Below are 12,911 nucleotides of genomic sequence, written 5' to 3' on the forward strand. Positions count from 1 at the left end.
TAGCCGCGGGGACGGCGTGGACCGCCGTCGTGCACGGGGTCCGCCCTGGTCGCAGGCGTGCCGGTTCCGCCTTTGGCGCCCGTATGCGTGGCATGGGCCGTGAGGGCGGGCCGGAGGGCTGATCCGCTGCGCGGCGGCAGGCCACGCGGTTGTGCCGCGCGGGGTCCTACCGTTCGGTGCGGACAGCGGTTGCGGCGTTGGGCTCCGGCCCGTTCCGCCCGCGGCGCCCGTGTCCGCGGCGCACCCCCTCCCGGGGTCGTTGGGGCGGCTTACGGCCGGTGGGGGTGACTGTTGGGCGGCCTCAGGCACGGTGCGGCTTCAGACCACCCACTGGGGATCAGGCGCGGGACGAGACCTGAGGGGGCGGGGTCGTAGGGGTGGCGTTCTGGACTGTGGAGCATATTTGGGTGCATGACCCGGCGCGCTCAAACCGGGTACCTGAGGCACCTAAATGTGCTGTCCAGAATGGCAGCCCCGGAGGCCCCGAACCCGGCCCCACACAACGCGCGTCGGGGCGCCCAGACTTCACGGGGCACACGGGCGGGAGGGCGGGTGAAAAGCCAGGGCCGCGACGGCGGGCCCGTCGTGGGTCGGCGGGAACCGCCGTCACGCGGGAGGCGGCAGCGGCTGTTCCGTCCAGATGGTCTTGCCGCGCGGGGTGTGGCGGGTGCCCCACCGCTCCGTGAGCTGCGCGACCAGCAGCAGGCCGCGGCCGCCCTCGTCGTACACGCGGGCGCGGCGCAGATGGGGAGCGGTGCTGCTGGCGTCGGAGACCTCGCAGATGAGGCTCGTGTCGTTGATCAGCCGCAGCTGGATGGGCGCGCGGGCGTAGCGGATGGCGTTGGTGACGAGCTCGCTCACCACGAGTTCGGTGACGAACGCCATCTCCTCCAGCCCCCACCCCGCGAGCTGTTCCGTGGTGAGCCTGCGCGCATGGGCCACCATGGCCGGGTCGGGCGGCAGGTCCCAGGTCGACACGCGGGACGCGTCGAGGCCGTTGGCGTGGGCGAGGAGCAGCGCGACGTCGTCGGCCGGGGTGTCGGGCAGCAGGGTGCGCATCACGTGGTCGCACATGTCGTCCAGGGACGCCGACGGGCCGTCGGCGATCGCCGCGGCCAGCCGTGCGGCGCCCGCGGCGAGGCCCGCCTCGGGCACGCGGTCGCGCCTGCCGGCGCCGATGAGCCCGTCGGTGAACAGGGCGATCATGCTGCCGTCGGGCAGATCGAGCTCGGTGGACTCGAAGGGCAGACCGCCGAGGCCCAGCGGCGGCCCGGCGCGGACCTCGGGCACCTCGACGGCGCCGTCCGGACGCATGACGACGGGTGCCGGGTGCCCGGCGCGGGCGACGGTGCAGTGCTGGGTGACCGGGTCGTACACGGCGTAGACGCAGGTGGCACCGATGTTCCCGGCATCGACGTGCTCGGCGTGCCCGACGTGCTCGGCGTTCTCGGCGTTCTCGGCGTGCTCGCCGGTCTCGCCGGGCCCGTCCGGGTGCTCCTCGCGGTTGAGCCGCAGGACGAGGTCGTCCAGGTGCGTGAGCAGTTCGTCGGGCGGCATGTCGACATCGGCGAGGGTGCGCACCGCCGTCCGCAGCCGGCCCATGGTGGCGGACGCCTGGATGCCGTGCCCGACCACGTCGCCCACCACCAGAGCGACGCGCGTCCCGGACAGCGGGATCACGTCGAACCAGTCGCCGCCGACGCCCACCCGCGCGTCGGCCGGCAGGTAGCGGGAGGCGACGGTGACCGCGGCCTGCCGGGGTGTGCGCTGCGGCAGCATGGTGCGCTGGAGGGTCAGCGCGGTGTTGCGCTCACGGGTGTAGCGCAGCGCGTTGTCGATGGACAGCGCCGCCCGGGCGGTGATCTCCTCGGCCAGGATCAGGTCGTCGGGGTCGAAAGGGTCGGGCGTGCGGTGCCGGACGAACTGGGCGATGCCCAGCGTCGTGCCGCGGGCGCGCAGCGGGACGACGATGAGCGAGTGGATGCCGAAGGCGTGCGCGGTACGCGCGTGGAGCGGGTCCGCGCGCAGCCAGTCCTGGGCGTCCTGGTCCTCGATCCACAGGTGCGACGCCTTCCCGGTGACCAGCGCCCGCACCATGGGCGACTCCTCGGGATAGCGGTCCGGCTCCCCGGGGCGCACGGAGGTCTCCGGCGCCCCGGCCAGTACGGAACTCTGGGCCGCCCGGCGCAGGACCACCGGACCCGGCGCCCGCGGGCCGCCGTCGTCGGCCGCCTCGTCGAGGACCGCGTCCAGCAGGTCCACGCTGGCGAAGTCGGCGAACTGCCCGAGGACGACCTCGGTCAGCTCCTCGGCCGTCCGTACGACGTCGAGGGTGGTCCCGATCCGCACGCTGGTCGTGTTGACCAGGCTCAGCCGCTTGCGCGCCTTGTACTGCGACGTCGTGTCGAGCGCCGCCACGGACACGCCGCGCACCTGGCCGTCCGGGTCCTTGAGCGGGTAGAGGTAGACCGACCACGCGTGGGCGCGGCTCTCGCCGGGGGCCTGGGTGAACGTCTCGGCGGTCATCCGCTCGCCGGTCTCCATGACCCGGTCCATCAGTTCCTCGAGCTTCTCCGACCGGCGGCCGGGGGAGAACTCGACCACCCGCAGCCCGATGACCTCCTGCTCCGGGACCCCCATCACCCGGCGGCCCTCCGCGCTGCTGCCGATCAGCCGCTTCTCGTGGTCGTACACCCCGAAGACCGCGGGCATCTGGTCCAGGGCCCACTCCGCGAGCGGTGTCCCGGGCTCCTCCGCCCGCACCGCCCACCCGCCGCCCATCGGCGCCGCCTCGACCTTCGCCCCCACGTCGTGGCCCTGGCGGTGGCGGAGCAGCAGCCATCCGCGCCACTCCTCCTGGTGCCTCAGGCTCCGCAGCGCGGAACCGGGGAGCCGGCCGGCGAGCAGCGTCCGCGCCTCCCGCCCGACCACCTCGTCCCGCCGGTACCCCAGCAGCCGCGCGGCACCGGGCGTCCAGCCGGTGACGACGCCGTCGGTGCCCACGGCGGCCATCGCGGCCCCGGCAACGGACTGCCCGTCGTCCATCGGATCGTGTACCGGCATCGCCGATGTCCTCGCCTGGTCGGTTCCGAGGCCCGGACCCCGCGCCATCCACCCCAGCATCCCACCCGGGCCAGAACGTCTCAAACAGACGCCGCGGCCGGGGACCGTCAGGACGACGCGGGTGTCGCCGCCTCCGCGGGGCCGGGCCGGGCGGGCCGCTCCGCGTCGAACCGTTCCACCCCGAGGGCGTCCTGGTCGGAGACGAACAGGGCGGCGGCGGCGGAGATCAGCGCGAGGCCTGCGCACAGGACGAAGCCCGCGTGATAGGCGGTCAGGTTGGCGGCCGTCGTGCCGTCGGCGGTCAGCGCGGTCGTGCCGACGGCCGCGAGCAGGGTGGCGATCACGGCGGTGCCGAAGGCGCCGCCGAGCTGCCGCTGCATGTTGAAGACGGTGGCGGCCCGCCCGGTCGAGGGGGCCGGGACGGTCGCGAACGCGGCGTTCTGCGCGGACATCATCACGTGCCCGATGCAGTAGCCCAGGACGAACAGCACGCCCCGCAGCGTCCACGCCGACGTGGTGGTGGTGAAGCCCGCCATGACGGCCACGCAGACGGCCATGCCCGCCGAGCCGCCCACCATCAGCCAGCGCGGCCCGATCCGCCGGTACAGGCGGGGCGCCACCTGCGCGGCCGCCATCACGCCCAGGGCCTCGGGGAAGGTGGCCATCCCGCTCTGCAGGGCGTTGAAGCCCAGCGCCTCCTGGAGGAACAGCGGGTAGAGCCAGACCGTGCCGAGGAACACCGCGCTCAGCGGGAACATCACGATCGTGTTGGCCCGGAACAGCCGGTCCCGGAAGAGCTCCAGGTCCAGCATCGGCTTCGGGATCCGCCGTTCCACCGCCACCATGGCGAGCAGCGCGGCGATGCCGGCCACGAGCGGCACGACGATGCCGGCCGTGCCCCAGCCCCGGTCGGGGCCCTCGGTCAGTGCGTAGAGCGTCAGCGACAGACCGCCGCCCGCCAGCAGGAACCCGGTGAGGTCGAAGCGGCCCGGGGACTCCACCCGGTAGTCCGGCAGGAACAGCAGGCCGAAGACGACGGCCGCGGCGCCGATGGGCAGGTTGACCAGGAACACCCAGTGCCAGGACACCGCGTCGGACAGCCAGCCGCCGAGCACCGGGCCCACGGCCGGCGCGACCGCGGTGGGCACCATCAGCGCCCGCTGCGCCTTGATCCGCTTGGCCGGGGGATAGGCCCGGAACAGCATCGTCTGGCCGACCGGCACGAGCAGACCGCCGCCCGCGCCCTGCAGGATCCGGTACGCGGTGAGCTGGTCCATGGTGGTGGCCGTGGCGCACAGCGCGGACGCGCCGGTGAAGACGACCAGCGCCGCCAGGAAGGTCCGCCGGGTGCCGTAGCGGTCGCCGAGCCAGCCGGCGACCGGGATGAAGACCGCGAGGCTGACCAGGTAGCCGATGTTGATGGCGCCGAGGCCGGAGGCCGGGACGCCGAAGTCGTGGCCGATCGCGGGGACCGCCACATTGACGATGGTCGTGTCCATGATCGCCATGAAGAGCGCGGAGACGAACACGACGGCGACCGCGATCGTCGGCGGAATCCTGCGGGCCACGGGGGATCTCCTCGCTCTCGCCGCCGTCCCCGCGCGGTCGCCCGCGCCCGGACGGCGCCTGCCGGCGGAGCCGCCCTCACGGACGGTGCCCGGCCGGTCACAGCCTCCAGCTAAACCCGTGCCGCCGCCGTCCGCACCCCGGGGGCACCCGGATGCGCGTCCTTGCGCCGTGACGCACTGGTACAAAAGAACAGGCGACACGAACCCCGTCCGAGGAGGCCGTCTTGGAAGCGACGCACGACGGCCCGGGCGGCGGCGCGGCCCGATGGGTGGAACTGGCCGAGGTCGACAACATCCGCGACCTCGGCGGGCTGCCCGTCCTCGGCGGCGGCAGGACCCGGCACGGCGTGGTGTTCCGGGCGAGCACGCTCCAGGACGCCACGGCCGGCGACGTCGAACTGCTGCTGGGGCGCTACCGGCTGCGGACCGTGGTCGACCTGCGCGGCCCCGACGAGGCGGCCCGCGAGGGGCACGGCCTGCTCGCCGACACCGCCGTACGCCGGGTCAGCCTGCCCGTGCGCCGCGTGCAGGCGCTCGTGACCGACGCCGTGCCGGCGGTGCGCGGCGAAGGCGGGGAAGCCGGGGAAGCCGGGGACGCCGGGGAAGCTGCCGACGACACGGCGGGCTTCTACGAGGGCCTGCTCGACGGCAGCGGCGCGTCCCTGGTCGACGCGGCGCGGATCGTCGCGGACACCGAGCAGCACGCCGTGGTATTCCACTGCGCCGTCGGCAAGGACCGCACCGGTGTCCTGGCGGCCCTGCTGCTCGACGCGGTCGGGGTGCCGGCCGACGCCATCGCCGCCGACTACGCCCTGACCGCCCAGCGCGTCGTCCGGATCCGCGAGCGCCTCGCCCGGCTCCCCTCGTACCGCGACCTGCCCGCCGTCGAGCACCACTACATGGCCTCGAAGCCCCAGGTCATGCACCACTTCCTCGACACCCTGCGCACGCGGCACGGCGGCGCCGGCCGGTGGCTGCGCGAACGCGGCCTGACCGGCGCCGAACTCGGCCGTCTCAAGGACGTGCTGGTGGCCGGGCCCGAGAGCTGAGGCCGCCCGCGCGGGCCGCCGTCATCCGAGACCCTTCAGGGCCGCGGCCTCCTTCTCGGGCGGCAGCCCCACCGCCGGACGGTCCGGGCGCTGCGGCGCGACTCCGCCCAGGGAGAGCAGCCACGACCAGGTGTCGGCGACCGTCTCGGCGACCGGGCGGCAGCGCAGCCCGGCGGCGACGGCACGGGAGACGTCGCCGGCGTGCAGGGTGTCGTACAGCTCGCCCGGCGGCAGCCAGACGGGCAGCTCGGTCCACGGCTCGATGCCGGCGTCGAGCACCGCGGCGGGCTCGGCCCACCGCAGGTCCGCCGCACCGCCCGTCACCTCGGCGCAGAGGCCGAGCAGTTCGCCCGTCGTGGTGTGCCCGGACGGGCTGACGATGTTGTACGCACCGCCCCGTCCCGCCGCGGCGGCGTCCAGCGCGAAGGCGGCGAGGTCGCGCGCGTCGACGTACTGCAGCGGCAGTTCGCGCGGTCCGGGGGCCAGCACGGGGCCGCCGCGGGCCATGCGGGTGAGCCACCACGGCAGGCGGCCGATGTTCTCGTACGGGCCGAGGATCAGCCCCGCCCGGAGCAGCAGCGCGCGGTCGCCGAAGGCCGCGGTGGCGGCCAGTTCGCCGCCCCGCTTGGCCCGTGCGTAGTCGACGTCCGCGCCGTCGTCGGGCGACGCGTCGACGACCGGTCCCTCCTCGTCGAGGCCGGCGGGCGCGGGGTAGGTGTACACCGAGCGGCTGGACACGTAGACGTAGCTCCCGGCCCGGCCCGCCAGCAGGGCGGCGCTGTCCCGGACCGCCGACGGCGCACCGGACCACGTGTCGACCACCACGTCCCACTCGCCCCGCGCGAGCTCCGCGAGACCGCCTTCGGCGACCCGGTCCCCGTGCAGCACGGCGGCCCCCGGCGGCGGCGAGTGCCGTCCCCGGTGGAACACGGTGACCTTCTCACCGCGCGTCAGGGCCTCCTCCGCCACCGCGCGCCCCACGAACTCCGTACCGCCCAGGATCAGCACATTCATGCGGCCACTGTGCCGTGCCGGAGGCCGCCGCGGGGCCGGTCACGCTCTGAGCGCAACCGCGGGGCCGGCGAGGAGTTCGCTCGTGAGGGCCGCGAGGCGGCGCCGGAACTCCGGGTCGTACGCCTCGGCCGATGCCCGAGCCTCCTTGTCGCCGTCGAAGTACCGGCCGGTGACACCGGCCAGTTCGGGGGCGTCGACCAGCCGCCGGGTGGCGGCCACTCCCTGCTCCAGCGAGTCCACGACGTCCATCCCGGACGCGCGGGACATGGCCGTCGGCATGAAGGACGCGGGGTGGAGGCTGTTGACGGTGACGCCGCTGCCGGACAACTCCTCGGCGAGGTCCAGCCCGTGGCCGATCAGGGCCAGCTTGGAGCGGCAGTAGGCCTCGGCTTCGGTGTGGCCGCGGGTGAGTTGGGGGTCGGAGAAGTCGACCGGCCGCTGCCCGACCGAGGCGACGTTGACAACCCGGGCGGGGGCCGAACGGCGCAGCAGGGGGAGCAGTTCGCGGGTCAGGAGGACGGGTGCCAGGTAGTTCACGGCCAGGCGGAGTTCGTGCCCGTCGTGGGAGGTGAGCCGCTGGGTGCCGGTGGCGTGGAAGCCGACGCCGGCGTTGTTGACGAGCACGTCGAGCCGGTCGTGCCCGGCGGCGACCTCGGCGGCGAGTCCCCGGACCGCGGCGAGCGAGGAGAGGTCGGCACGGTAGGTCCGGGCGCCGGTGGCCTCGGCGACCTCGGCGAGACGCCGCGGGTCGCGGCCGTGCAGCAGCAGGGTGTGGCGGCCGTCGACGGCCAGGTCCTCCGCGAGGGCGCGGCCGAGGCCGTCGGAGGCGCCGGTGATGAGGATGGTTGCCATGGTGCGTGCCTTTCGGGGCGGGGCGGCAGCGCGGCTGCCGCAGGGGGAGCGGGTCAGTGCAGGGTCTTCAGCAGGGCGGCGGCCAACTGTGCCGAGGAGGCGGGGTTCTGCCCCGTGTGAAGGGCGCGGTCGACGACGACGTGCGGCTCCCAGGGCTCGCCCGCCGTGTACGTGCCGCCGAGGGCGGCCAGCCGGTCCTCCAGCAGCCAGGGCAGCCGGTCGGCCAGCCCGCTCTGCCGCTCCTCCTCCGCGCTGAAGCCGGTCAGCCGGTAGCCGGCGAACGGCGAGCGGCCCTCCGCGTCCTGCGCGGCGAGCAGCGCGGCCACCCCGTGGCAGACCGCGGCGAGCGGCGTCCCCTGCTCCAGCACCGCGTGCAGCAGCCGGGCGGAGTCGGCGTCGTCGGCCAGGTCCTCCAGGGGGCCGAGGCCGCCGACGTAGAAGACGGCTGCGTACCGCGCGGGGTCGACGTCGGCCAGGGCGAGCGGGTGGCGCAGTTCGGCGATCGCGTCGAGGGCGGCGGCGGTCGTGGCGTCCGCCCGGCCCTCGTTGAACTCCGGCCGCAGGCTCACGGGGTCGACGGTCGGGACGACGCCGCCCGGGGTGGCGACGGTCACGCGGTGGCCGGCCTCGGTGAAGGCCCGGTAGGGGGTGGCGAACTCCTCGGCCCAGTAGCCCGTGGGGTGCTCGGTGCCGTCCGTGAGGGTGAGGCGGTCGGTGCCGGTCAGCACGAGAAGGATCTCTGACATGTCGGTGGTGCTCCTGGTCGGCTCCCGGGTGATCCCGGGGGCGGGGTCGCGGCCGCCGGCGGTCCGGCGGCGGAACGCTGTCGACCCTAGGCCGCAGGTTCATCGGTAAACCAATAGGATCGATGCCATGGAACATCAGGATTCCGATGGGATCGGAGAGGGTGCCGAGACGGTCCCGGAGCCCGGCGGGCCCCTGGACCTGGGGTTGCTCAGGACCTTTCTCGCCGTTCACCGGGCGGGCTCCCTCACCACCGCCGCACGGATGCTGGGGATCTCGCAGCCCACGGTGACGGCGCAGGTGCGGACCCTGGAGCAGCAGCTCGGGCGCCAGCTCTTCGAGCGGCTCCCCCGGGGCGTGGCCGCCACGGGCGTGGCCGACGAGCTCGCCGGGCAGGTCGCCGGGCCGCTGGACGCCCTCGCCGGGATCACGCGACGGGGTCGAGCGGGACTCGAAGCCCCGCCGGAGCCCGTGCACTTGGGCGGTCCTGCCGAGATGGTGGCCGCCCGGGTGCTGCCCGCCCTGGCGCCGCTGGTGGCCCGGGGCCTGCCGCTGCGGGTGACCACGGGTCTCGCCGAGGACCTGCTCGACGGACTGCACGCCGGGCGGTTCGACCTCGTGCTGTCGGCCGTGCGGCCGCGGGGTCGCACTCTGGCAGCCGTCCCGCTGATGGACGAGGAGTTCGTCCTGGTGGCGGCCCCGGACTGGGCGGAGCGGATCGGCCCGCTCCGGTGCGAGGACCCGGCTCCGCTGCGTGACGTCCCGGTGGTGGCGTACGCCGAGGACCTCCCGATCCTGCGGCGGTACTGGCGCCATGTCTTCCGCACCCGCCTCACCGTCCGGCCGGCCCTCGTGGTGGCGGACCTGCGCGGGGTCGTGGCGGCCGTCGTCTCCGGCGCGGGGATCAGTGTCGTGCCCCGCTACCTCTGCGAGGCCGAGCTGGCGTCCGGAGCGCTCGTCGCCCTGCTCGCCCCGGAGGACCCGCCCATCAACACCGGCTACCTGGCCGAGCGCGCCGGTGCCCCCGACCGTCCGGCGGTCCGGGAGGTGCGCGAGCGGCTGCTCCGGGCGGCACGCTCCTGGTGACCGAGGGCGCAGGCGGTACGTGCGCGTCGCCGGGCGTGGTCCGTTCGGTGCTGGTGGGTGTGTGGCGGTCGGTCCGCGTCCGCGCGGGACCCGGTCGGTGGCAGCCGCTGTCCGGGCGCGGGCCGGGCCCGGTGGGATGTCCCGGACCAGCGTGTCCGCCCTGCGGCGCATGGCGTGTTCGGCGGGGCGGGTGTACAACGGCTGGTCCATGCCCGCCCCGAGCCCCGATGTGGAGCGCGCCCATGTCCCGACCCCCTGCCGACCTGGTGTTCACCGGCGGCCCGGTGCACACCGTCGACGCCGCCCTCGGCCGTGCCTCAGGTGTCGCCGTGACGGACGGCCGGATCACCGCCGTCGGGCACGACGAGGTCCGCGAGCTCATCGGCCCCCGCACCGAGGTGGTGGACCTGGCCGGACGGCTGCTGCTGCCCGGATTCCAGGACGCCCACGTCCATCCGCTCGGCGCGGGCCTCGAACTCGGGCAGTGCCATCTCGCCGATGCCCGCGACGCGGGGGAGTACGTACGCCTGGTCCGCGCCTACGCCGACGCGCACCCCCAGGCGGAGTGGATCACCGGCGGCGGCTGGTCGCTGGAGGCGTTCCCCGGCGGCAACCCCACGGCCGCGCTCCTGGACGCGGTCGTGCCCGACCGCCCGGTCTTCCTGCCCAACCGGGACCACCACGGCGCCTGGGTCAACTCCCGTGCCCTGGAACTCGCCGGGGTCACCCGGGACACCCCGGACCCGGCGGACGGCCGCATCGAGCGGGACGCCGGCGGCCACCCCACCGGCATGCTGCAGGAGGGCGCCCAGCACCTGGTCGGCCGTCTGCTGCCCGCGGTCACTCTCGCCGAGCAGAAGGCCGCCCTGCTGCGTGCCCAGGCGGTGCTGCACGCGTTCGGTGTCACCGCGTGGCAGGACGCGATCGTCGGCACGTACGCCAACATGACCGACCCCGTGCCCGCCTACCACGCCGTCATCGACGACGGGCTGCTCACCGCCCGTGTCGTCGGCGCCCTGTGGTGGGACCGGGACCGGGGCGCGGAGCAGATCCCCGAACTCCTCGCACGGCGGGCCGAGGTGAGCCGCGGGCGGTTCCGTGCCACCACCGTCAAGGTCATGCAGGACGGCATCGCGGAGAACGGGACCGCCGCCCTGCTGGACCCCTACCTCACCGCCTGCGGCTGCGCTTCGGGCAACAGCGGCATCAGCTTCGTCGACCCGGCCGGCCTCGCCGCGTACGTCGTCCAACTCGACGCCCACGACTTCCAGGTGCACTTCCACGCCCTCGGGGACCGCGCCGTGCGCGAGGCCCTGGACGCGGTGGAGGCCGCACGCGCGGCCAACGGCTTCCGCGACACCCGGCACCACCTGGCGCATCTCCAGGTCGTCCACCCCGACGACGTCCCCCGCTTCCGCGCGCTCGGCGCCACCGCCAACATCCAGGCCCTGTGGGCCGCCCACGAGCCGCAGATGGACGAGCTCACCCTGCCCTTCCTCGGCCCCGAACGGGGCGCCTGGCAGTACCCGTTCGGCGACCTCCTGCGTGCGGGGGCGACCCTCGCAGCCGGCAGCGACTGGCCCGTCAGCAGCCCCGATCCGCTGCAGGCGCTCCACGTCGCCGTCAACCGCCGCCTCCCCCGGGCCCCCGAGGGCACCCCCGTCTTCCTGCCCGGGCAGTGCCTCGGCCTCGACGCGGCCGTCGCCGCCTGCACCGCGGGCTCCGCGCACGTGAACCACCTGGACGACACGGGGACCGTCACCCCGGGCAAACTCGCCGACCTCGTCGTCCTCGACCGCGACCCGTTCGCCGGACCCCCGGAGGCCGTCGCGGAGACCCGCGTGCTGCAGACGTTCGTCGACGGCCGCCGCGTGTACGCCGCGGCGGACGCCTGAGGCGCGCCGCTGCCGGACTGCGCCGGGGTCGGAGGGCGCGCCTTGCCCGTCGTGGAGTGTTACGTATAACGTTGGCCCATGTCCCGCATAGCCCTGGTCACCCTCGTCGTGCCCGACCACGACGAGGCCATCGCCTTCTACACCGGCCCGCTCGCCTTCGACCTGGTCGAGGACGAGCCGCGCCCCGGCGGCGGCCGGTGGGTGGTCGTGCGCCCGCGCGGCGCGGACGAGGGCAGCGGGCTGCTGCTCGCACGGGCGAAGAACGAGGCGGAACTCGCCCGGGTCGGCGACCAGACCGGGGGACGGGTCGCCTTCTTCCTGCACACCGAGGACTTCGCCGGCGACTACGCGCGGATGCGCGCCGCCGGGGTGACCTTCCTGGAGGAGCCCCGCCACGAGACGTACGGCTCGGTCGTCGTCTTCCAGGACCCCTGGGGGAACCGCTGGGACCTCCTCCAGCCCGCCGCCCCCGCAGACCCCGCCACCCCCGCCGACCAGGAGCCCACCGCGTGACCACGGCCGCCGCCCCCGACACCGATCTCCTCCGCCGGCTGCCCAAGGCCGTGCTCCACGACCACCTCGACGGCGGCCTGCGCCCGGCGACCCTCGTGGAACTGGCCGGGCGGATCGGGCACACGCTGCCCGCCACCGACCCCGCCGCGCTGGCGGCCTGGTACTACGACGCCGCGAACTCCGGCGACCTCGTCCGCTACATCGCCACCTTCGAGCACACCATCGCCGTGATGGGCACCCGCGAGGGCCTGCTGCGCGTCGCCGAGGAGTACGTCCTCGACCTGGCGGCCGACGGCGTCGTCTACGGCGAGGTCCGCTACGCCCCCGAACTGCTCGTTCACAGCGGGCTGGCGCTCGCCGAGGTCGTGGAGACCGTGCAGGAGGGCCTGGCCGCGGGCATGGCCAAGGCCGCCGCGGCGGGCACCCCGGTCCGGGTGGGCACGCTGCTGTGCGCGATGCGGATGGCCGACCGCAGCCGCGAGGTGGCCGGTCTGGCCGTCGCCTACCGCGACGCGGGCGTCGTCGGCTTCGACATCGCGGGCGCCGAGGACGGCTTCCCGCCCGCCGACCACCTGGCCGCCTTCGCCTACCTGCGCGAGGAGAACGTGCCGTTCACCATCCACGCCGGCGAGGCCCACGGCCTGCCCAGCATCCACCAGGCCGTGCAGGTCTGCGGGGCGCTGCGGATCGGCCACGGCGTCCGCCTGGCCGACGACATCGTGGACGGCAAACTGGGCCGCCTCGCCCACTGGATACGCGACCGGCGCATCGCCCTGGAGGTCTGCCCCACCTCCAACCTGCAGACGGGCGCCGCGACTTCGGTGGCCGAGCATCCCATCACCCTCCTGCGCGACCTGGGCTTCCGGGTGACCGTCAACACCGACAACCGCCTGGTGTCCGGCACGACGATGACCCGCGAGATGGAGCGCCTGGTCACCGAGGCCGGCTGGACCGTGGCGGACCTGCGGACGGCGACGGTGGATGCCCTGAAGAGCGCGTTCATCCCCTTCGACGAGCGCAACGCGCTCATCCGCGACGTGGTCCTGCCGGGCTACGAGGCCGCGCTCGCCGACGGCTTCTGACCGGGGCCGGGGGCTGTCCCCTTCGCCGGGTTCGTGCGTCCTTGA

Annotated in this window: 10 protein-coding genes; 5 read left to right on the plus strand and 5 right to left on the minus strand. The window is 74.9% G+C overall.

Features of this window, described 5'->3' with window-relative positions; all coding sequences use genetic code 11:
* Nucleotides 1-606: 606 nt before the first annotated feature.
* Entirely contained in the window at nt 607-3,063 is a 2,457-nt protein-coding gene (locus tag ABZ883_RS01565) for a SpoIIE family protein phosphatase (RefSeq protein ID WP_360899658.1), read from the minus strand.
* A 107-nt stretch (nt 3,064-3,170) separates the two neighbouring features.
* On the minus strand, nt 3,171-4,631 hold the full coding sequence (locus tag ABZ883_RS01570; RefSeq protein WP_360899662.1) for an MDR family MFS transporter: 1,461 nt from the start codon (nt 4,629-4,631) through the stop codon (nt 3,171-3,173).
* Between the two features lie 224 nt (nt 4,632-4,855).
* Between ABZ883_RS01570 and ABZ883_RS01575 the strand changes: the two genes are divergently transcribed.
* On the plus strand, nt 4,856-5,680 hold the full coding sequence (locus tag ABZ883_RS01575) for a tyrosine-protein phosphatase (protein ID WP_360899665.1): 825 nt from the start codon (nt 4,856-4,858) through the stop codon (nt 5,678-5,680).
* Nucleotides 5,681-5,701: 21 nt separating this feature from the next.
* Here ABZ883_RS01575 and ABZ883_RS01580 read toward each other — a convergent pair whose 3' ends face one another.
* From ABZ883_RS01580 to ABZ883_RS01590, 3 genes are read right to left on the minus strand one after another with little or no spacing between them, the layout of a single operon-like run.
* Nucleotides 5,702-6,694, minus strand: a complete 993-nt coding sequence (locus tag ABZ883_RS01580; RefSeq protein WP_360899668.1) for an NAD-dependent epimerase/dehydratase family protein — start codon at nt 6,692-6,694, stop codon at nt 5,702-5,704.
* 39 nt (nt 6,695-6,733) lie between these two features.
* Nucleotides 6,734-7,546 (minus strand): SDR family NAD(P)-dependent oxidoreductase, encoded by an 813-nt coding sequence (locus ABZ883_RS01585; protein ID WP_360899671.1) that lies wholly within the window; start codon nt 7,544-7,546, stop codon nt 6,734-6,736.
* 53 nt (nt 7,547-7,599) lie between these two features.
* Nucleotides 7,600-8,292 carry a type 1 glutamine amidotransferase domain-containing protein gene (locus tag ABZ883_RS01590; RefSeq protein WP_360899674.1) on the minus strand — a complete coding sequence of 231 codons (693 nt, stop codon included), beginning with the start codon at nt 8,290-8,292 and terminating at the stop codon, nt 7,600-7,602.
* 127 nt (nt 8,293-8,419) lie between these two features.
* On the opposite strand from ABZ883_RS01590, the gene ABZ883_RS01595 reads away from it, so the two are divergent.
* The 4 genes from ABZ883_RS01595 to ABZ883_RS01610 all read left to right on the plus strand — a co-directional run bounded on the left by ABZ883_RS01595 (nt 8,420) and on the right by ABZ883_RS01610 (nt 12,866).
* Nucleotides 8,420-9,376 (plus strand): LysR family transcriptional regulator, encoded by a 957-nt coding sequence (locus ABZ883_RS01595; protein ID WP_360899677.1) that lies wholly within the window; start codon nt 8,420-8,422, stop codon nt 9,374-9,376.
* A 242-nt stretch (nt 9,377-9,618) separates the two neighbouring features.
* Nucleotides 9,619-11,271: an amidohydrolase family protein gene (locus ABZ883_RS01600; RefSeq protein ID WP_360899680.1), complete on the plus strand. Its 1,653-nt coding sequence runs from the start codon at nt 9,619-9,621 to the stop codon at nt 11,269-11,271.
* Between the two features lie 78 nt (nt 11,272-11,349).
* Entirely contained in the window at nt 11,350-11,784 is a 435-nt protein-coding gene (locus ABZ883_RS01605) for a VOC family protein (protein ID WP_360899683.1), read from the plus strand.
* On the plus strand, nt 11,781-12,866 hold the full coding sequence (locus tag ABZ883_RS01610) for an adenosine deaminase (protein ID WP_360899686.1): 1,086 nt from the start codon (nt 11,781-11,783) through the stop codon (nt 12,864-12,866). The genes ABZ883_RS01605 and ABZ883_RS01610 overlap by 4 nt, the downstream gene beginning before the upstream one ends.
* Nucleotides 12,867-12,911: the final 45 nt, after the last annotated feature.

The organism is Streptomyces sp. NPDC046977 (assembly GCF_040644455.1).
GTDB lineage: Bacteria > Actinomycetota > Actinomycetes > Streptomycetales > Streptomycetaceae > Actinacidiphila.

Coding starts and splice junctions, on each gene's coding strand:
- ABZ883_RS01580 (WP_360899668.1), bottom strand. CDS start 6,694: ATGAATGTGCTGATCCTGGGCGGTACGGAGTTCGTGGGGCGCGCGGTG.
- ABZ883_RS01585 (WP_360899671.1), bottom strand. CDS start 7,546: ATGGCAACCATCCTCATCACCGGCGCCTCCGACGGCCTCGGCCGCGCC.
- ABZ883_RS01605 (WP_360899683.1), top strand. CDS start 11,350: ATGTCCCGCATAGCCCTGGTCACCCTCGTCGTGCCCGACCACGACGAG.
- ABZ883_RS01595 (WP_360899677.1), top strand. CDS start 8,420: ATGGAACATCAGGATTCCGATGGGATCGGAGAGGGTGCCGAGACGGTC.
- ABZ883_RS01600 (WP_360899680.1), top strand. CDS start 9,619: ATGTCCCGACCCCCTGCCGACCTGGTGTTCACCGGCGGCCCGGTGCAC.
- ABZ883_RS01590 (WP_360899674.1), bottom strand. CDS start 8,292: ATGTCAGAGATCCTTCTCGTGCTGACCGGCACCGACCGCCTCACCCTC.
- ABZ883_RS01565 (WP_360899658.1), bottom strand. CDS start 3,063: ATGCCGGTACACGATCCGATGGACGACGGGCAGTCCGTTGCCGGGGCC.